19 protein-coding genes are annotated in these 20,475 nt (G+C 35.6%); 14 read left to right on the top strand and 5 right to left on the bottom strand.

The features are described 5' to 3' along the window. Positions 1-62 precede the first annotated feature (62 nt). The 3 genes from EFD62_RS10775 to EFD62_RS10765 form a co-directional block, all read right to left on the bottom strand. Complete coding sequence (locus EFD62_RS10775) at positions 63-185, bottom strand: cyclic lactone autoinducer peptide (RefSeq protein ID WP_083225214.1); 123 nt, start codon at positions 183-185, stop codon at positions 63-65. A gap of 109 nt (positions 186-294) precedes the next feature. Then, the gene (locus EFD62_RS10770; protein WP_069195421.1) at positions 295-1,134 is read right to left on the bottom strand and encodes a hypothetical protein; all 840 of its coding nucleotides are present in this window, start codon (positions 1,132-1,134) and stop codon (positions 295-297) included. Positions 1,135-1,224: 90 nt separating this feature from the next. Continuing rightward, positions 1,225-1,947, bottom strand: coding sequence for a helix-turn-helix domain-containing protein (locus EFD62_RS10765; RefSeq protein WP_069195422.1), 723 nt, complete (start codon positions 1,945-1,947; stop codon positions 1,225-1,227). Between the two features lie 647 nt (positions 1,948-2,594). Here EFD62_RS10765 and EFD62_RS10760 point away from each other — a divergent pair. The 3 genes from EFD62_RS10760 to EFD62_RS10750 all read left to right on the top strand — a co-directional run bounded on the left by EFD62_RS10760 (position 2,595) and on the right by EFD62_RS10750 (position 5,398). Then, positions 2,595-2,852 carry a hypothetical protein gene (locus EFD62_RS10760; RefSeq protein WP_069195423.1) on the top strand — a complete coding sequence of 86 codons (258 nt, stop codon included), beginning with the start codon at positions 2,595-2,597 and terminating at the stop codon, positions 2,850-2,852. Positions 2,853-3,011: 159 nt separating this feature from the next. Next, positions 3,012-4,232 carry a glycosyltransferase family 39 protein gene (locus EFD62_RS10755; protein WP_128706096.1) on the top strand — a complete coding sequence of 407 codons (1,221 nt, stop codon included), beginning with the start codon at positions 3,012-3,014 and terminating at the stop codon, positions 4,230-4,232. A 182-nt stretch (positions 4,233-4,414) separates the two neighbouring features. Then, positions 4,415-5,398, top strand: a complete 984-nt coding sequence (locus tag EFD62_RS10750) for a CotS family spore coat protein (protein WP_069195425.1) — start codon at positions 4,415-4,417, stop codon at positions 5,396-5,398. 144 nt (positions 5,399-5,542) lie between these two features. Here EFD62_RS10750 and EFD62_RS10745 read toward each other — a convergent pair whose 3' ends face one another. Next, entirely contained in the window at positions 5,543-7,213 is a 1,671-nt protein-coding gene (locus EFD62_RS10745; protein WP_128706094.1) for a formate--tetrahydrofolate ligase, read from the bottom strand. A gap of 164 nt (positions 7,214-7,377) precedes the next feature. Here EFD62_RS10745 and yabG point away from each other — a divergent pair, with 164 nt between their 5' ends. The 5 genes from yabG (at position 7,378) to EFD62_RS10720 (ending at position 12,958) form a co-directional block, all read left to right on the top strand. Beyond that, on the top strand, positions 7,378-8,253 hold the full coding sequence (gene yabG / locus EFD62_RS10740) for a sporulation peptidase YabG (protein ID WP_069195427.1): 876 nt from the start codon (positions 7,378-7,380) through the stop codon (positions 8,251-8,253). Between the two features lie 235 nt (positions 8,254-8,488). Beyond that, positions 8,489-8,755 carry a Veg family protein gene (locus tag EFD62_RS10735; protein WP_069195428.1) on the top strand — a complete coding sequence of 89 codons (267 nt, stop codon included), beginning with the start codon at positions 8,489-8,491 and terminating at the stop codon, positions 8,753-8,755. A 700-nt stretch (positions 8,756-9,455) separates the two neighbouring features. Then, positions 9,456-11,024, top strand: a complete 1,569-nt coding sequence (locus EFD62_RS10730; RefSeq protein WP_069195429.1) for a DUF3794 and LysM peptidoglycan-binding domain-containing protein — start codon at positions 9,456-9,458, stop codon at positions 11,022-11,024. Between the two features lie 281 nt (positions 11,025-11,305). Next, entirely contained in the window at positions 11,306-12,157 is an 852-nt protein-coding gene (ispE, locus tag EFD62_RS10725) for a 4-(cytidine 5'-diphospho)-2-C-methyl-D-erythritol kinase (protein WP_128706093.1), read from the top strand. Between the two features lie 108 nt (positions 12,158-12,265). Beyond that, on the top strand, positions 12,266-12,958 hold the full coding sequence (locus tag EFD62_RS10720) for a GntR family transcriptional regulator (protein ID WP_069195431.1): 693 nt from the start codon (positions 12,266-12,268) through the stop codon (positions 12,956-12,958). Between the two features lie 15 nt (positions 12,959-12,973). Here the strand turns inward: EFD62_RS10720 and EFD62_RS10715 are convergent, their stop codons facing one another. Next, a complete protein-coding gene (locus EFD62_RS10715) occupies positions 12,974-13,180 on the bottom strand; it encodes a heavy-metal-associated domain-containing protein (RefSeq protein ID WP_069195432.1) in 207 nt (68 codons plus the stop codon). 351 nt (positions 13,181-13,531) lie between these two features. On the opposite strand from EFD62_RS10715, the gene EFD62_RS10710 reads away from it, so the two are divergent. From EFD62_RS10710 to EFD62_RS10685, 6 genes are all read left to right on the top strand, one after another. Then, entirely contained in the window at positions 13,532-14,023 is a 492-nt protein-coding gene (locus tag EFD62_RS10710) for a chemotaxis protein CheX (protein WP_128706092.1), read from the top strand. 116 nt (positions 14,024-14,139) lie between these two features. Then, complete coding sequence (locus tag EFD62_RS10705) at positions 14,140-15,762, top strand: AAA family ATPase (protein ID WP_128706091.1); 1,623 nt, start codon at positions 14,140-14,142, stop codon at positions 15,760-15,762. 125 nt (positions 15,763-15,887) lie between these two features. After that, positions 15,888-16,616, top strand: a complete 729-nt coding sequence (locus EFD62_RS10700) for a PspA/IM30 family protein (RefSeq protein WP_069195435.1) — start codon at positions 15,888-15,890, stop codon at positions 16,614-16,616. A gap of 60 nt (positions 16,617-16,676) precedes the next feature. Then, positions 16,677-17,462 carry a hypothetical protein gene (locus tag EFD62_RS10695; RefSeq protein ID WP_069195436.1) on the top strand — a complete coding sequence of 262 codons (786 nt, stop codon included), beginning with the start codon at positions 16,677-16,679 and terminating at the stop codon, positions 17,460-17,462. Between the two features lie 167 nt (positions 17,463-17,629). Next, positions 17,630-19,222: a DUF342 domain-containing protein gene (locus EFD62_RS10690; RefSeq protein ID WP_069195437.1), complete on the top strand. Its 1,593-nt coding sequence runs from the start codon at positions 17,630-17,632 to the stop codon at positions 19,220-19,222. Between the two features lie 92 nt (positions 19,223-19,314). Then, positions 19,315-20,463: a metallophosphoesterase family protein gene (locus EFD62_RS10685; RefSeq protein WP_128706090.1), complete on the top strand. Its 1,149-nt coding sequence runs from the start codon at positions 19,315-19,317 to the stop codon at positions 20,461-20,463. Positions 20,464-20,475: the final 12 nt, after the last annotated feature.

The raw sequence follows: 20,475 nt of genomic DNA, 5'->3' as shown, positions 1-20,475 counted from the left end.
AAAAGACCTGGGTTTTCGGCCCAGGTCTTAAAAATTTAAATTGATTTATCTATTAATAAGTATTATTTGTGAAGAACCTTCGGTACTTTGGGTTGATACAGGAAGAAAAAACAGGCAGAACTTGCTGACAGGATAGCAAATATGGTAACAACAAATGACAATAAACCTAACGTTTTTTTTAACATATCAAATTACTCCCCCTTTATAAAATTCATTTCAATTTATGAAGTCGGTATTATGAAGCCAATATTGTATAAAAGAGAACATAAGAAAAATACAGTTTGTTGTAATAAGTTAGTTCTCTTTGATGTGAGTTTTTAAACTAATTAGGGCGTCTTTGGCTTCATTAATGTTTTGCTCATCTATAAGTCTATATATATATTCTATACTTTGAACAATTTCATTATTATTAAGAGTGCTTTTATTCTTATAAAAATCATGGATGCTTTTTACAGCAAGGGTCAAAATTATAGTTACAAATAAAGATATATATATATTTATTTTTAGTAAGTACATATTTTGAGATGAAGCTATTGTAACTTTTTCAAAGAGTAACATTCGAGTCATAAGAAAAGTAAGAAAGCCAATAGTACATAGTGATATTAAATATACAACCAATTGAATGTAGTATTCTTTTGTCTTTATGTTTGAACTCTCCATATTTACAATCTTTATTTTAAAGCGGTAGAGAAATACTGCCAAAAGTATATGCAGCAATCGCACCGACAGGACAAAAATTACGAAGTTTGACGCATTCTGATAAAGTTCCCGTTCGCCATTAATTCCAAGTATTGGAGCAATGATTAGCGAGAAAGATATTTCAACAAGCATTATCATTGAAAAACCAAGTACTGATGCCGTTACTGCTTCGTAAAACTTAAACTTCATAATGAGTATAATTAATATGATGTCAATAAATAGCAATAATAGAGTGCTCTCCGATACAAGTCCTAATTTTTCACGAAGTATATAGCTGATAAAAGTAATCAGTGAGGCTGTTATGAATATTCTGTAGTAATTGGAGCGTGTCTTAAAGTAACTATATTTGCCGATTGAAAAAGCTCCTAAAAAAATAAAGATCACCTGTTCAGGAAAACTCACCAGAATAAATTGCAGTAATGACATATTTTGCATATATAACACTCTCCTGTACTTGTTTTAATCTATCAAATAATTTACATTTAGTCAATTATTTCCTAGTATTTCTTTGTGTTTCTAATAAGCTTATTTTGAATTCTTAAGCTCATTCACAATAGTATCTATCAACAGCTTCAAGGTATTGGCGCTAATATTTTTCTTTCTTGCTTCCATTGCCACTTTTATATAGGGTATGTTTTCTTCGGAGGAAAGAAAACTTTTAATATCATTATGAAGATTGCAAAATATTGCAAACTCTTTGTCAAAGGACTGAGAGGCTGATTTTAAAATAGTTTCATTGTATTTGGTTCTTTCTTTATGAAGACTTTTTTCTGTATTGGGCACATACCAAAAATCCGGAGTAACATGAGCATATTTCGAAAGAATGTTTATTGTACCTGGAAAAGGTTCGATATCACCATCTATATAGCTCTTTATCTGGGAAGATTTGATTTGATACCCTGTCTTTTGGTATATGTCATCGGAAAATTCTTCAATAGTCATATTTCCCATAACGAGCGAAATGTTTTTTACAAAAACACTATGATCAAATTTCTTTTGTAGTAGAACATCATCGCTCAAGTACCCTGCAGCCTTCATAAGCTCTTCGTAAGGATAATTATATGCCTTTGAAATAATCCTCAAAGTCTCAGGTTTTGGATTGGAATCCTTGCCTGTGCGGGGATCAACCCCTCTTTCAAGAATACTTAAGTATGAGTAACTGATTCCCATCTTTTTTGCAGCCTGCCTTATAGACCACTTTTTACTTAATCTTATTTCTTTGAATAGTTCACCTAAATTGCTACTCATATCATCCATCCTGTATCATAGTTTGAAAATAAAACTTAAGTTGCTCCGCAAAAATAACAAGATATATTCTAAAGCAAATTAATAAAGTAGTTGTAATTAATTATAGTTAAGTAATAATGCAAAATTAACAGATGCAAAAGTGAATAATAAATTACAATAAAATAACGAACTTCATAAAACAAGCAAAAAAGGGATATACTCTTATTCTAAAACATTTGACAGAATATTTCAAAGTAAATTTTGCATAAAGCAGGTTATTTATAAAATTAATAGTAAATTGCCGCATAGACTGTATGTTCAAACTGGCAAAGATTGAATAATGATATAATTTTCTCAAGCCAAATATTGACATAGAAATAGAAATAGTATAATATTACATAAGAATATTATCTTTGTAGGTTAGTACTATTATTTTTTGAGGTGTACTTACTTAAAATATTCTACATCTGTATATAGAATATAAATAAAGTTGCATTGTCAATGCAACTTATCCTTCGTGGTTTGAATAGTAGAAGGTTGTTTATTGGTATTGACAGGTATTTATTTTCCATATAGATTAGCAAATAATAGAAATATATAGAATAGAGATATTTGTAATTATATTTTTATGACTTAAGATAATTGTTTCTGAAAGGGTGAGTAATTAAATGGAGTTTATCAAACGAAAGCTTCTTAATGAATGTATTCGCTTTATTGAATTGTGTCAATCCTATGTACTAGATGGAAGGATAAACGTAGAAACATATAGTTCACTTTCAGGTATTAAAATAAGCTTTATAAAGGATATGTTGGAGAGGGAAAAAACAAGCATTTATTTTGACAGGGATTTTTCAAGGAGAATAAATGAACTTTTCAAAAAAAATTCCCTTATCTATGAGATGAGTAAGAAAGTTATTAATAGATAGAATTTTATTGTGTTTAAATAAAGTGGAAATGGTAAGAATATAATTTGTATACTTAAAAAGATGCTGATTAAAGTGTCTTTTTTATTATTTTAGCCTCTTTTAGTAAAATGAAAGAGGCAAAAGAGAAATAGGGCAAAAAGCTTTGCGGAGTAGATGGAAATGACACAAAAAAACAAGCATTATTTTACCTTGATGTTGATTATCTTTATATCTCTAATTATTAAGATTGTTTTGATAATAAAGTATCAAAACAGTTTAACCTTGTCCAGCGATGATTTAAACTATGTAAAGAGTGCTACAGTACTCGTAAAAAGAGGTATTTACATATTCCACAATTTAAATGAACCCACTGTCTTTGTAACACCGGTGTATCCTTTTTTTCTTGCTCTGGTTTTTAAGTTTTTTGGTATGGGGTTTACCGGTTTTCAGGCAGTGAGAATTATACAAGCTATAATGAGCTCTGTTACCATACTGCTTATTTATTTGATTGCCGAGAGGCTTTTTAATAAAAATGTTGGCTTGCTCACGGCATTTCTGGTGGCATTCTATATTCCAAACATCATAACAGTAGGATATATGCTGACAGAAACGCTTTTTACAATGCTTCTCTGTCTTCTTATATATTTTAGCCTGTTATTTTCAAAAAAGCCTAGGAAGGCTCATTTTGGACTCTTGGGAGTTCTTTGGGCTGTTGCAACATTGTGCAGGCCGACTATTGCTCTATATCCCGTTTTTTTATTTATCTATTTATTCTGGTATGAACGCTTTAAAATTATTGACATGATAAAGTTGGGAGCTATCATGTTTGTGGTTTTTGTGGCAGTAGTATCTCCCTGGTGGATAAGGAACTATCGGGAGTATGGGGAGTTTATACCCCTTGCGGCTTCCAGTGGAAATCCCATGCTTCAGGGAACGTATGTAGATTATGAGCAAACACCGGAAAATATCGTGTATTACAAGCTGGGGAGGAATGCCTTCGAAACTAACAAAACGGAAGTTGAAGTTGCAAAAATGAGGATAAAGGAAGGGTTTGGGAACAACTTCTGGGGATATCTTAAATGGTATACGATAGATAAGACAAACCTATTCTGGAGAACAGTTTTCTATTGGAAGAGATTTTTCAACATTCCCCACTCCATTGTATTATATAGTCATCTATTTATAGTTTATGCAGGTTTTATGGGCATAATTGTATTATTATTCAAGGGAATCGGCAAATACAGCCTGCCGATAATGATAATGCTTTATTTTAATGCGACCCACTGTGTTTATATGGCCTTTGACAGGTACGCATTTCCTATGATACCGCTTCTATCGATATTTGCATCCTTCTTGATTTTGAAGGTGCTAAGCTTAGTTCGGCAAAAAATCCGGTTCTAATTTATAGGACGTGTTAATATGATTATAATTATACGGAGAGTAAATTGAGAGCATTGTTCTACGGGAAGAGATTTCAGTCGAATAGAGCTGAATTTATAAGCCTCTGTAGACTTTAAACTTAGTTTGCAGAATAAAAATGCAATTAAGAAAAATAAGCTATAGGATGTCTGGGGGTTGAAAAAATGCAAGATATAGATAAAGAATTGTCCAAGATATATGATTTTGATATAGATAGGATTTATCCATTAAAAAACTATTATATTATTGAAACATCGCAAGGAAAGAAAGTTTTAAAGAGTGTTAACTATTCACCGGAACGCATAATATTTGTACACGGAGCAAAAGAACATTTATACAATAACGATTTTAAGAGCATAGACAGGTATTTATATAATAAATCCGGAAGCCCGGTATCATTCGTAAATGGAGTATTTTATACTGTCTCAGAGGCAGTGGAAGGTAGGGAGTGTGATTTTAATAACAGGGATGATGTCATAAGAGCCTCAAAAACTTTGGCAATGCTGCATAAGGCTTCAAAAGGATATATTCCTCCGCAAAATAGCATAGCAAAGGATGACTTGGGAAAACTTCCCGAGTATTTTAATAAGAGATTGGAAGAGATAAAAAGGACAAAAAAGATAGCACAAAGGGAAAAGGGAAGATTTGATTATTTGATTCTTGAGTATATTGACTATTTTTATGAACTGGGAGAGAATGCATTGGAGAGGGTATACAATTCAATGTATAATGAGGTGGTAAAAAAAAGTTGCGAAGATAGGTCCTTTTGTCATCATGATTATACCCATTGCAATATAATTTGCAATAACTCTGAAACATCAGTCATAAATTTTGAATATTGCAGCTTTGAACTAAAAGTATATGATGTTGCAAACCTTTTAAGAAGGAAAATGAGAAAGTGCAACTGGAATATAGATGAGGCAATGGTTATAATTGATGCCTATACATCCATAGAGCCCATTTCAAAGGAAGAGTTTGAGATTTTGAAAATCATGCTTCAATTTCCCCAAAAGTTCTGGAGAGTGATAAACAGGTATTACAACAGTAGGCGCATACGAAGAGAAAAAAGTTTTGTCGCAAGGTTTAACGAGGTGATTGAAGAAATTGAGTATCATAAAAAGTTTTTAAATGAATTTAATAAAGTCTGATTATCTGAATTAAATAAAATAAAAGCTTGGGACATCGAGTCCCTTCGCTTTTGCCTCTTTCATTTCATTCCAAGAGGCCAAAATAAGGGCCAAGGGGCATATACCCCTTGGGCTTTGAGTATATATTATAACTTTGACTATTTTTTAGAAAAGGCCTGTAATAACCCCATCTTCACTAATATCGATTTTTTCTGCAGCAGGAATTTTAGGAAGACCCGGCATTGTCATAATATCGCCGGTTATTGCAACAATAAATCCTGCTCCAGAAGAAAGCTTTATTTCTCTAACTGTAATGACAAACCCTTCAGGCCTTCCCAAAAGGGATGGATCGTCAGAAAGGGAGTATTGTGTCTTGGCTATACATATGGGCAGCTTATCCATCTTAAGGTCTTCTATTTTTTTGATTGCTTTTTCAGCTGACGGCAAAATGTTGACACCGTCTGCTCCATAAATTTCCTTGGCAATAACCTCAATTTTTTCCCTTATAGAGAGATTGACGTCATAAAGAGGTTTGAAGTTCGATTTTTGAGTTTCGGTAAGCTTAACAAGCTTTTGTGCCAGTTCTATGCCTCCTTCGGAGCCTTTTGAGAAAACGTCGGAGAACGCAACCTCAACACCCATATCCTTGCATCGATTCTTAACGTATTCGATTTCAGCTTCGGAGTCAGTATTAAAGTGGTTGATAGCTACGAGGATTGGAACGTTGAACTTCCTGATATTTTCTATATGCTTTTCAAGGTTTACAAACCCTCTTTTAAGGGCTTCAATATTTTCAATCCCCAGATTCTCTTTTTTCACACCACCGTTATACTTAAGAGCTCTTATGGTAGCCACAAGTACGACTGAGTCAGGTTTTAACCCTGAACAGCGGCATTTGATATCAAAAAACTTTTCGGCACCTAGATCTGCACCGAATCCAGCTTCAGTGATGCAATAGTCGGCAAGCTTTAACCCTAGACGGGTAGCAATGATACTGTTACAGCCGTGGGCTATATTGGCAAAGGGGCCTCCATGCATTATTGCAGGAGTGTTTTCCAGAGTTTGAACGAGGTTTGGCTTTATGGCATCCTTCATGAGCAAAGCCATGGCTCCGTTCACCTTTAAATCCTTTGCAAAGATCGGTTTGCCGTCGTAGGAATATCCTATGAGTATTCTTCCAAGGCGTTCCTTAAGGTCCATAAGCCCGGTTGAGAGGCACAAAATAGCCATAACCTCCGATGCGACCGTTATTTGAAAACCATCCTCTCTAGGGGTACCGTTTGCTTTGCCGCCAAGACCCACAAGAATACTTCTAAGGGCTCGGTCATTCATGTCCATTGCTCTTTTCCATATTATCTGCCGTACGTCAATATTAAGATCATTTCCCTGTTGTATATGATTATCGATAGCAGCTGACAACAAATTGTTGGCAGCGGTTATCGCGTGCATGTCCCCTGTAAAGTGTAAGTTTATATCTTCCATGGGAACTACTTGGGAATATCCTCCACCGGCTGCTCCACCTTTGATTCCCATTACAGGACCTAAAGATGGCTCTCTCAAAGCAATTACTGCCCTTTTTCCGATTTTTGACATAGCCTGCCCCAGTCCAACGGTGGTGGTGGTCTTTCCTTCACCGGCTGGTGTAGGGTTTATTGCAGTAACCAGAATAAGTTTGCCGTCGGGCTTATCCTTTAATCTTTCCCAGAGCTTATCGGATAATTTTGCTTTGTACTTTCCGTAGAGCTCAAGCTCTTCGTCCTCGATACCAAGGTCTGCAGCAATTTGATTTATAGGCTTCATTTTACATGATTGGGCTATTTGTATATCTGTAAGCACGCTTAATACCTCCTGAGCACTGTTCCCATTTATAAGTATAAAAGCAGGAATAGTTTATTATATTTTATTATATCGTTTATTGGCACAGTATTTCAATACCCCTCACAAATCAACGGGATAAAACATATTATGTATAGTAGGAAGGAAAAAAGAGGGTGGTATTAATGAGTTTAAAAATTGGGGATATTGTAGCAAGAAAATCCTATGGTTCCGACATATTGTTCAAGGTTGTTGATATAAAATACGAAAAGGGAAATAAGATAGTTATACTAAAAGGTATTTGCTACAGGCTGGAGGCTGATGCCCCTGAAACCGACCTGGTCGTGCAATCGGATAATTGTGTTCGGGAATATAATGCACGGGTTAACAGATCGGTTAACGAGAAGGTGAGGAGCCTAAACGAATCGCTGATGAGGGAAAAAGTAAAAAAAAAATTTTTTCGTGACGTTGCTAAAGAGAATAATGAGAGTTTTCCAAACCCTGGTAAGGTCCTTCATATAGATGGGGATAGGGATTATCTCGATACATGTATGGAGGAATATAGAAAGTTTGGGATGGAAGCCGTAGGTGTATATGTAAAGGAAAAGGAACAACCTTTAAAAATATATAATCTTTTAAAGGAGCATAAGCCCGACATCCTTGTGCTGACCGGCCATGATGGTGTGATAAAGAGCGAGGACGGATACTCGGATATAGAGAATTACAGAAATTCGAAATATTATGTCGAAGCAGTGCGAGAGGCCAGACGCTTTAATAGCAACTTAGACAGTCTAGTTATTTTTGCCGGTGCATGTCAGTCAATGTATAAAAAAATCATTGAAGCCGGCGCAAACTTTGCAAGTTCACCCTACAGAGTACTTATTCATGCCCTTGATCCGGTAATGATATGTGAAAAAATAGCGTTTACAAGCATAAACCAAGTGGTGAGTCCGCAGGATGTAATTAGCAAAACAATTACCGGAGTCAAAGGTATAGGTGGAGTAGAAACAAGAGGGAAATACAGAGATGGATTTCCACGGGAACCTTATAATATAAAATAATAAATGATATAGATTTTAATGAATGTTTTGGGTCTGCCATACTAAATATTGATGAGATATTGAGCAATTTCATCAATATTTAGTATGGCTGGCTTCAGGAGGGCTGTATGTAAGAAATCACCTCTAAAAAAAAGCTTGACACGAATATTTTTTCCCTGTTATAATATAATATTTTTCTTTGACAAGCTTGGCTTGATATGGTATAATGTTGGCAAACAGAAGATGAGGTGATTCAATGATGGAAAAGAGCAGCCTGTTTCAAATAAAGAAAGATATTGAGACCTGTATCGGACAGAAGATTCAGCTCAAGGCCAATAAGGGGAGAAAAAAGGCATTTATTAGAGAAGGAATACTTGAAAACACCTATCCTAGCATCTTCGTAGTTAAATTTGAAAACGATTATGAAGCAATAAGGAGAGTATCTTACAGTTATACGGACATTCTTACGAAAGCTGTGGAAATAGTTGTTTGTGAGGATAATAGAAAAATACAGGTCAGTTAGTTGGAAATGAGTTTTAGGTGTTATAATGTATAGAGGATTGAATTTAATATTACTTAAAAAGCATAAAAGAACCGGATTGCAAAATCCGGTTCTTTTATGCTTTTTCTCGGTATAGGAGGTAGGGGTTTATTATACCTATGATCCAAACGAAGGATTATTAGCATGAATTTACATGACAGTTAGTACTACTATATCGTAAATTTACAGGGAGATTATAGAGATTATTAACAGAGTAGAAGAACGGATAATAAGCAATATTTTATATATATGTGTATCAAATTCTTAAAAGACGATATTTAAGATTTCGTGTATATGAGAGTCAAAAGTCTCCTTCTTGGCAAGAGTTATTAAATATTATTCAAGACTGGAGAGAAAGTTATTGCTTTATGTGAAAAGCAAAGTCTACACGAGATATTAGTAAGCAAATTAAAGAACTTTATGGATATAGTTTATCACAGAGATGGTTAGCAAGGATTGTACGTAATTCTTAGTGAACAGCCGTATGCCGAATGGTACTTTCAACTAGATCTTTTAAATACAGCATAAAAAGATTTTATCATTTATTGTATTCAAGGGAATATTTTAAAAGCCTTGTCAATATATATTTAGTAGGCAGGTGTTTATTTTGGTGTAATCCTGATTAACCTCGGTGATTTAATGATACAAATCGTTACGGAATAATATTTAAGGAGGATGGAGAATGTCCCTTGAACTTGTTAGAGAATCCACAAAAGTCAATTACTCTGTTGGTGAAGATTTCTCACAGACAATTGTTGAGCATGATATAATCGTACCTGACATTAATCCGGATGTTGCAAGAATTCTTCTTCTTGACGGTGAGGTAATAGAAGGAGATTCTCAAGCTTCACAGGATAGAATACATGTGGATGGTACCGTCTGCTACAAGATACTATATGTTTCCGATGGCCCTGAACAGGCTGTAAAAAGTATAAATACTTCTAGTGATTTTTCGCATACAGTTGATGTGTCAAATACCCGGCCAGGAATGAAAACAAAGGTAAAATACGACATAGAGCATATTGATTATGAGATACTGAACGGAAGAAAAATCAATGTCAAAACCATTCTCAAAATTAATGCAAAGGCCATAAATGACGTAGAACAGGAGTTTGTAAACGATTTAAGGGGTATTGAAGATATACAGGTTTTAAAAGATAACGTAGATATATACTGCTACCTTGGAGAAAATACAGTCAACTGTACTTCCGATGAAATGTTGGAGATACCTGCGGGAAAACCGGCTATAAAAGAAATACTAAGAAACGATGTAAAAATAGTAGGAAAAGATTACAGAATTTCAGATGATAAGATTATTGCCAAGGGAGATATAAACATACTTACTTTATACATAGGGGATAATGAGGAGAGAAGTGTCCAGTTTATGGAGCATGAGGTTTCCTTTACGCAGTTTATTGACCTTCCCGGTATTAGTGAAAACTCCGAATGTGAAGTGGATTATAAAATAAGGAGCGCTTCCTTTACTCCGCAAGAAGACAGCGATGGAGAATTGAGAGTGCTGAAGGCAGAGGTAACGGTAGGGCTTGCGGCTGAAGCAACGGATAAGAGAAATGTGGAAATTATATCCGACGCATATAGCTTAAGAACGCAAGTCGAGCATGAGAAGCAGGCATTTAAAATTAATAGAGTTGTGACAAGGAATAGAAGTCAAATAACATTAAAGGAAATAGTAGAGTTTGACGGCAATAGTCCCGATATATCCGAGGTATTCAATATTTTGTGCAAACCCAGTCTATTTGAATATAGCACCGGGGATGGGTATGTTAATCTTGAGGGAGCTGTCAAGAATAGTATCCTGTATGTAGCCAATAATACAGAACAACCGGTATTTGCCTATAATCATGAAATGCCTTTTAGCCAAAGAATTGATATTGAAGGTTCAAGGCTGGGGATGAAATGTGACGTTGACTTGGAAGTTGAACACTGCAACTACAGCGTGATTTCAGCAAATGAGGTTGAGGTAAGGGTTGTAGTAGATATTAATGTCAGATTGGTGGAGCAGACGGAAATATCACTTATATCAAATGTAAGCGAATCACCTATTGAAGACAGAGGTAATGAGCAGTATCCAAGTATAACTATATATTTCTCTCAACCCGGCGACAGTCTCTGGAAGATAGCCAAGAAATATCGTACAACGGTAGAAGATATTTTGAGAGTAAATGAGCTTAATGAGGACGATATTATTGGTATAGGACAGCAGATAATAGTCCCAAGGAAAATAGGTTAAGCAATTAGCTTACCGGTTAGCCTTTCAGACGGTGAGTTATCTTGTGCCTAGTTGAAAAACCGCCGAGGTAAGAAAACTTTTCTACAACCGAAAATTTTCTTTGAACCGAGGTGTTATAATAAAGGTCCGAAGTCGAAGATTTCGGACTTTTTTGCGTTAAGAGATTTTATTGAAAAAGAAATGTTTATTGTATATAATATAAAAATATATATAGCACAATAAGTGCTGCTCTGTAAGTAAAATTAAAAGGTTTACATAAAAATATTGAAATCAGGTGAAAAATGAAATCAATTAGCTTAGACGCCCATGCAAAAATTAATTTATCCCTTGATGTAATCGGAAAGAGACAGGATGGTTATCATGAGGTCAGAATGATTATGCAAACTATAACTTTGCATGACAAGGTAATACTTGAAACAAGGGATACGGGAATTGAAGTGGGATGCGACAAACCATGGGTACCCGGAGGAAATGACAATATTGCCTATAAGGCAGCAAACCTCATTATGGAGAAGTATAAAGTCACAAGCGGTGTCAGTATTAAAATCCTTAAGAGAATTCCTGTGGCGGCAGGTTTGGCAGGAGGAAGTGCCGATGCGGCGGCAGTGATTAAAGGAATGAATGAACTTTTTGATCTTAATCTCAATGAGGACGAACTTATGGACATCGGAAAGCAGATTGGGGCGGATGTACCTTTTTGTATTAGGGGTGGAACCATGCTCTCCGAGGGAATTGGAGAAAAACTAACAAAGATATCATCCTTTCAAGGGGTGGATATTGTCTTGGTAAAGCCCAAAGTTGGTGTGTCAACAGCATGGGTATACAATAATTTGAAATTGGATAAAATATCCTTAAGACCGGATACGGATTTTCTAATAAATGCAATTTCTAAGAAAGATATTGGCTCTCTGGCGCAAAATATGAGAAATGTGCTGGAAACAGTTACAATAGAAAAATACGGTGTCATAAATGATATAAAAAATGAGCTACGAAGGCTTGGAGCTTTGGGAAGTATGATGAGCGGAAGCGGCCCTTCTGTGTTCGGTATATTCGAAGATAGCGAAAAGGCTCACCGCGCCTATGAAAGTCTAAAGGATGGCAAATGGGAATGCTTTGTGACACAAACACTATGAGGATTGTAACGGCATTTGGAATATATGTTGCAATACTAAAAATCAATGTAAAATGTTTATTGCAAAACATCTAGTTTTGTAAAAAACACTAAGTGAGGAGAGAATTTAATGGCTGGAAAGCTTTCAAAGGTAAATTTAAATGATTATAAACCCTTAAGGGAGGTAATTTTTAATACACTTAGAGAGGCTATTATTGCAGGTGAATTAAAGCCGGGAGAAAGACTTATGGAAGTCAAACTGGCAGAAAAGATGGGAGTCAGTCGTACACCTGTAAGAGAAGCAATAAGAAAGCTTGAGCTGGAAGGACTTGTGGAAATGCTTCCTCGGAAAGGAGCACATGTAGCGGAGCTTTCAGCAAAAGATATTATGGATGTTTTGGAGGTCAGGGCATCTCTTGACGGTTTGGCAACGGCACTTGCGGCCGAAAGGATAACCGATGGAGAGATAAAGGAATTGGAGCATATACAATCGCAATTTTTAGCTTACGCGAATAAAGACAATTTGCAGGGCTCGATAAAAAAGGACGTAGAGTTTCATGAATTAATATATCGGGCATCACGAAATGAAAGGCTTATTCAGATTTCAAGCAATTTACGCGAACAGATTCAGAGGTTTAGGGTAATATATTTAAAGGATTACAGCAATCCCAAGGAACTTATTAAAGAGCATCAATACATCCTAGAGGCCATTTCAACCCGGGACAAAACAGCTGCTCAGGAGTATGCACAAAAGCATATAAACCAACAGGAGACAGCAATAATAAAAGCAATAAAGAATATGAAGGTAGGTGGAGGAGTATAACCTCCACCTTTGGTTCTAAATTATTTCATAACCCATTTGGGCAATATGCTTTTTTATTTCCTGCGGGCTTATATCCGATGGATTGTATTCGATTTTTACCTGTTGGCTTTTAAGGTCGGAATACACATTTCCTATACCCTTTAATTCTCTTACGTTTTCCTCAATTTTACTAGAACAAGCGCTGCATGAAATTGACGGAACATTAAAAATTGCTGTTTCCATAAATACCTCCTTAAACGGCTTATTATTGTAAAAAATATGCTTATTATGTTCTTTATATATACTTTATAGCATTTCAAAAGACCAATTTAATTATTCTCAATCAATATGCCAATACAACTATTCTTTTCAAAAAGATTTTTTATTAGAAAATATACTTAATAAAGTAATAAAAAGAAACAATAGATAGTAAATTAAAAATTAAGCTTTCTGATGATTTTTAATGAGTTTATGTTATGGTATGATATAAAATAGACGAAAAAATACTTAGAAAACCCTTAAAGAGGATACCGAAAATATATCTTTCAGGGGCTGATTACAACTGGTGGGAAGCAAATTAAAAGGAGGACAGCAATGGTAAGCGGTCAATTATATATTCCGTTTATAGAAAGTATAAAGAATATTTTCAGGAAGAATGCAGATATTGAAATTTGTACGGAAGGGACCTTTTACACACAAAATGAAGATATTAAATCCCTTGGAGTAGCCTCTATTATTAATTTTTTCGGCAAAATGAAGGGAAGATTTTTGATTGATATGGAAAAGGACCTGGCCCTTGCTTTGGCAAAAAACATGATTGGAACGGATTTTGATCCCCAAAACGAAAATATGGTATTGGAGTCTGTTAAGAAGCTAAACAGAATTATTGCCGACAACGCCATAGAAGAACTTAATAATTTGTACTCGGCAGAGATTAAGGCGGCGCTACCTATAGTCTTAGAAGGTAAGGATGCTCTTATCACTGTTCCGAAGGTTGAACCTATATCTATGGACTATATTACTGCTTGTGGCAGACTTAAAATCAATATTGCAATAGAAGAGGATAATAGAACCCAAGAGTATTAATAATCTGATATATTCCAAGGTTTTTATTAACAGATAGTGAACTTTTCGAAAAAATATCGTATAATTACTGTATATAAATCGCAAGGGATTATCTTTAGGAGGATAAAAAACAAAAAATGTGGTTTGATAAATTTTTAAGCATTTATAAAGCAGGAATATCTCACGAATTTATTCTTTATTTCAACATCAGGGATGTGGTTGACGACTACAGGTATATAGACAGATATCTTTATGAGGAGTTTATAAAGCAGAGAGGTTTTTCTATAGTGGCATTCTATGACATTTCAAGAGGTCTGACTTTTCTAGAGCCGGGAATGGAAAGAGAATTCAACAAGATAACCTCAAATGAGACCATTGGACTCAAAAGAGTGCTGCCGTCAAAGATATTTCCGTACATTGATATTGCTCTAAAGAGCACGAAAATGGTTCTGTTTATAGAACATGCGGAGAAGATAATTCCTTCCGGCGATACGGCTTCGATGTCGATGGAAGAAAGAATGGCGCTTATTTGGCTTTGTGAATGGTCAAATGACGCAAAAATTTCCACAGTAGGAAGCACAATAATTATGACGGCAAACAACTTGGCTGAAGTAAGCAGCGAGGTCTTGAATTCATCCTACAGAGTAGAACCGATTCTCGTGGAACTGCCGGATGAAGAAGAACGTAGGAAATATATAGAACATCTATTGAAAGATGAGAATATAAAAATAGATATTTCCATTGACGAGTTTGCCAAGCTTTCCTCAGGTCTTAGCAAAAAGGCCATAAAGGATATAAAGCTGAAAGCTGAAGCGGAGGATGTTCCGATAAGCTTTGAATTCATTAAGGATAAGAAGCATTCTGTGCTGAAAAAAGAGTATGGAGATGTTCTGGAGTTCATATATCCCGAAATAAGCTTTGAAGATATCGGAGGTATGGAACGGGCCAAGAGCTATCTTCTCAAAAATATTGTAGAACCTATAAAGAAAGGTGACTTAAGACGGGTGCCAATGGGAATACTTTTATGTGGACCGTCGGGGACCGGAAAGACTTTACTTGTAAATGCACTGGCAAAGTCAAGCGGATTTAACTGTGTAAAGATTGATATGTCGAGGATCTTAGGACAGTACGTGGGAGAAAGTGAGAAGAATTTCAAAAAATGTCTTCTAGGTGCACAATCACAGCAACCGGTAATTGTATTTGTTGATGAAATAGATACAGCCTTCAGAAGAGGAGAAAGTGGCGACAACGGAGTAAGCAGAAATATTTTTAGTGAATTTTTGCAGTTCACCAGTAATACAAATAATAGGGGTAAGGTTATCTTTATTGCTGCAACAAACAGGCCTGATCTTTTAGATGCTGCTTTAAAAAGAGCCGGAAGGTTTGATAAAAAGATACCCATACTTCTTCCTGAGGAGAATGAAAGAGCAGATATATTTAAAATAATGATAAAGAAATATGGCTTTGAGACAGACATAAAGGACTTTACATCTTTTGCGGCACAAACGGAAAGTTATACCGGTGCAGAAATTGAGACGGTGGTAAGAAAGGCTTATGAACTTGCAAATGAAGATGATGTGGAAGGATGCATCCTGACGGCAGAGATACTCAATGAAGCGATTTCAAGGTGCAGGCCGAGTACTCAGCAGGTAGAGTTTATGACAATGCTGGCAATTAAGGAATGCGACGATAAGGATCTCTTGCCCGAAAGGTACAGGTATATTCTCGATGACAGATCAAAACTTGATGAGGTTTTATAGAGAATGAAATATGCAAACTATGCATAAGAATATTTGATTAAAATTTTATTGATTTACAGTTTACAACAGAACATATTTGTTATAAATTAAAAGATGAACGATTCTATTTACAAGGAGGATTAGGTATGGGCTTTTTTAGCAGACTTGGAAGTTTGATTCGAGGCTTTTTTGGTTTATTTGTTGGAGGACTTGAGGAAAACAATCCGAACTTATTGTTCGAGGACATCAAAAATCAGATAAATAAGGCTCGTAAGGAAGCAGAACAGCAAATAATTGAAATTCAGACAAATGCAGAAATGATAAAAATTGAAATGAAGAATGCGGAAAAGAATCTCGCTGCGGTAAGGTCCAGAGTTGAAGCAGCTCAAAGACAGGGTGACAAGGAACTTCTGGTGGAGCTTCTCATGCAGGAAGAGGAGTATCAGACTGTTTATGAGACACATAAAGCAACTCACGATAATGCTTTAAGAGAAGTTGAAAATATACGTGAGAATTATAAGGTGTTTGAGGCTGAAATGACAGCAAAGCTCAACGAGCTAAAAACTCTGAAGACTCAAGAGAAGATGGCAAGGCTGAAGGAAAACATCAATTCGGTAAATGCAAAATATACTTCCCAGAACAACAAGGTTGGGAATATCAATCAAGATATGGACCGTGCGAGAGAAATTGTTAACAAAAAGATTGCAAGAGCTAATGCTGTTGAAAGCTTGAATGAGACTAATACAGAATTGAAGCTTAAGAAGCTTGATATGAACTCTGCTCGTGACAGGGCAAGAGCAAGGGCTGAGGCTTTGCTGAGCGGTGAGCAAGGATTTGAAGTTAAGGAAAAGACTGAAAACAAAGCGAATTCATAAGATGATTGTGAATAAAACACACACTCCTCATAAGGGGTGTGTTTCACTAAGAGGGGATATATGAAACTAAAGCTTTTTTGGAATTCAATTATTTATTATAAAAATTTAGGTATGCTTTTGGTTTTTATGGGAATGGGATTGGCAGCTGCCGAATTTGCCCACTTCCCATCTTCGTATGCCGCCATTTCCGCTGTCATACTTTATTTTGGGCTGGTGTTAAAGAGCTTTACGGATAGAGAATTTCAGGAAAATTTTCTTCATAAAGAGAAGGAAAAGGAAATAAAAAAGATGAACAAGATGTGTCTGCAATTGACTGCAGATACTAAAAAGTACACCAATTCTGCGTACTACAAAAAACTTTCTTCTTTAGTAAAAGACAAGGACGATATACTAAAATCCTATAATAAGGACAAATCCAATCATATAAAGGAGAAGATTGCTGAGTATACCCTAAATCTCACTATATCCTATTTGAATCTGCTTAAGGACTTTTGCATAAGAAGCAAGGCTGTAGACCGTACAAATATAAATTCCTTGATGGAAAGGCTTTCACAAAACACAAGAAAGCTTAATTTTGCTGATAATCCCAAAGTGTATGAGGATATAAAAAGAATTGTTGAGATGGATGAAAAAATAATTAACAGACTCAAAGAAGAAAAAAATGACTTAGAGAGAATAGATGTGAAGCTTGACTATATAAAAAGTACAGTTAGCATGATGAAACATCAGATTAATTCAAGTTTCGATTCCCAAGAAACCATGGAAAGTATTGAAAATATTTTAAATGAAGCTGTGGCATTTGAAAGCGTCTTATATGAGAGAAATAAAAGCAAATTCAGGATTTAATCAGGACTTTAAATATATTATAACTTATTATGATTGCAATAATGTTATAGTTGCAATTATCCGATAATAATCTATGACAGTTCTTATCAAAGTCAATTCCATTAAGTGGTGTAGAAAGAAATATATTAGCTATATAAGGATCTATTTAGAGAAATGGGGATTTTAGTATGGCGCAGGATAATATTGTGTATTTTTCTTCTTATATAAGCGTAATAAAAGAAACTGACGGCTTTTATATTGAATCCTACAAAAAAGGCATGTCAGTGGAGGAATTCAACAAAATATTAGGTGAACACCCAGAAATAAAGATTACCAGCTTTATGGCAATTAAAAATTCAATACTCTTTGCGCCAAAGCCTCCGGCCAAATTTGGTGAGCTTAAAGATAGAATAAGTATAGAGCTCTCAAGCGACGAGTTAAAAGCATATATTAAGCTCTGTGTAGAAGAACGGGAGTTTTCCGGAGATGCACGGATAAAGCTTATGGAAGAGATAGTGGAAAGCCTTGAAAAGGCAGGCGTTGTCTATGGGGTTAAGCAGGATGTATTATTAAATGAGCTTTGCAATAATAAGCAAATCCTGATAGCTGAAGGCATACCCCCTGAGAATGGAGAAGATTCGGTCGTAAAAATGTATGAAATTAAAAAAGCAACGCCTGAGATAAAAGAGGATGGTAAAGTAGACCACTATGAGCTTAACCTTATAAACAGGGTGGAGGTTGGAGATTGGTTAGGAGAAAGGATTGATCCGAAACCGGGAGTTGAGGGCAAATCGGTAAAGGGCAATCCAATACCTGCTGTACCTGGGAAAAAACATCCCTTACATTATGACAAGAACACGGTCAAAGAGGAACATAAAAATGGAGTGACATATCTCTTTGCATTAAGGAGCGGAGCCGTACATTATGAAGGAGATAAGATAAGTGTATCGAACCACCTTGAGATAGAAGGGGATTTGGACTTTAAAACAGGGAATGTTGATTTTGACGGTTTTGTAAGTGTAAAGGGTACAGTTGCAGACGGATTTTCATTGGTGTCAAACCAGGACATAGAAATACTCGGGGTTTATGGAATAGGCAGTGTAAAAGAAGTGATCAGCAGAGAGGGAAGTATCTATATCAAAGGTGGAATAGCAGGCAAAAACAGGACGATAATAAAGGCTAAAAAGGATATTTATTCGAAGTTTATTTCGGATGCCACTATTATTTGCGAAGGAAGCGTACATGTGGGCCTTTATTGCATCAACAGCAATATTACAGCTAAAGAAGTTATAATTGATTCGCCCAAGGGACAGATATCCGGCGGAAGTATACAGTGTGAAACAAAAGTAATGTCTCCCATTTTGGGCTCACCCAGTGAAAAACGTACGATTATATCGGTTAAAGGGTTTAATAGAAATAAGCTGAAGGAAAGACTCCAAGAGGTAATAAACAGTATTGAGACGATAAAGAATGAATTGGTAAAGGTAAAGTTTGAGGCGATGAATTATTTCGGTAATGAACAGCAAAAAAAAGCAGATAGTTTTAAGGCTGACGGCATCAAACAGAGGTTTAACCGGATAAAGGATGAATTACAGAAGCTTGAAGAGGAAAAAATATCAATCGCCAATGTATTAAGGACCAGAGGGGAAGGAGAAATAGCGATATTAAAGAAAGCTTATCCCGGTGTTGTTCTTGAAATAAAAAATATTATTAAGGAAATAGACAGGCCTGTAATTAATACCACCTTCTTTGTACAGGATGGTGATATAAAAGATATATAGCATTCAATTTAAATATATCATTTTGGCAGAAACTTTGATATGATATTCTATAAGAATCAAGGCAATATGAAGATTTTGGGGTGGCTTGCAATATGAATTCATTAAAGTTTCTGCATTTTTCAGATATTCATCTTGACGCGCCTTTTAGCTCATTAGGTTCTAAGATTGCAGTAGCAGAGCAAAGAAGGCGGGATCTTCTACAGGTGTTTGATAGAATAATTGACCTTGCGATAAAGGAAGCTGTGGACATTATGCTCATAAGCGGAGATCTTTATGAGCATGAATATGTGAAAAAGTCTACAATCCATTATATAAATAAAAAATTTAGCGAGATTCCCGAAATAAAAGTATTTATTGTGCCGGGAAACCATGATCCCTATATTCCCAATTCTTATTACCAAAACTTTGAGTGGAGCAAAAATGTCTTTATTTTGTCCGAGGACAGGCCAAAAGTCTTTCTTGAGGAGTATAATGCCTGTGTATACGGTGTCGGCTTTGCCAATTTCCATGAAGAAAAAAGTCTAATAAGCAATATTGAACCAGTGGACCCAAAGTATATTAACCTTTTGGCAGTTCACGGTACTGTGGATTTGAATTTCAAAAAGAGCAGGTATAATCCTATGACTAGCGGCGAACTTGATTTACTAGGCATGGATTATATAGCATTAGGGCATTTTCATAATACTTTGCGAGGTATAGGTAAGAGTGGGAATATATACAACCCCGGAAGTCCGGAACCATTGGGCTTTGACGAGGAAGGGGAGCATGGTGTTTTTATCGGCAAGATAGAATTTGTGTCAAAGAAGGAAAAAAAGCTTCATGTAAGGTTTGAGAAAACAAACAGAAGGCAGTATAAATCACTGGAAATCAAATCCGACTGTTTTGAGAGTGACAACCGGATCATAGATCGGATTTACAGGGAAGCAGTAAAAGACGAAAACCGAGATAACCTCATACATATAACTTTAAAGGGTTATACCCTGCCGGGATACCATATTAATGCTGCAGATATAGCCGATGCTATTGGGGACAGCTTTTTTTATGCAGTCGTAAATGATGAAACCATCAATCAATATAATTATGAGGATATTATGAACGAACCAGGTCTAAAAGGCCTGTTTGTCAAAAAAATGCTTTCACTTATAAATAAGGCCGAAAGTGCCAAAGAAAAGCATCTTCTTATGAAGTCAATGCAATACGGAATTGAGGCCTTAGAACAGGGCAAGGTAGAAGTACTGTAAATTTAAGGAGCA

Origin of the sequence: Acetivibrio mesophilus (assembly GCF_004102745.1) — a bacterium.
Taxonomy (GTDB): Bacteria; Bacillota; Clostridia; order Acetivibrionales; family Acetivibrionaceae; genus Hungateiclostridium; species Hungateiclostridium mesophilum.
This window is presented reverse-complemented; position numbering and strand designations above follow the sequence as displayed.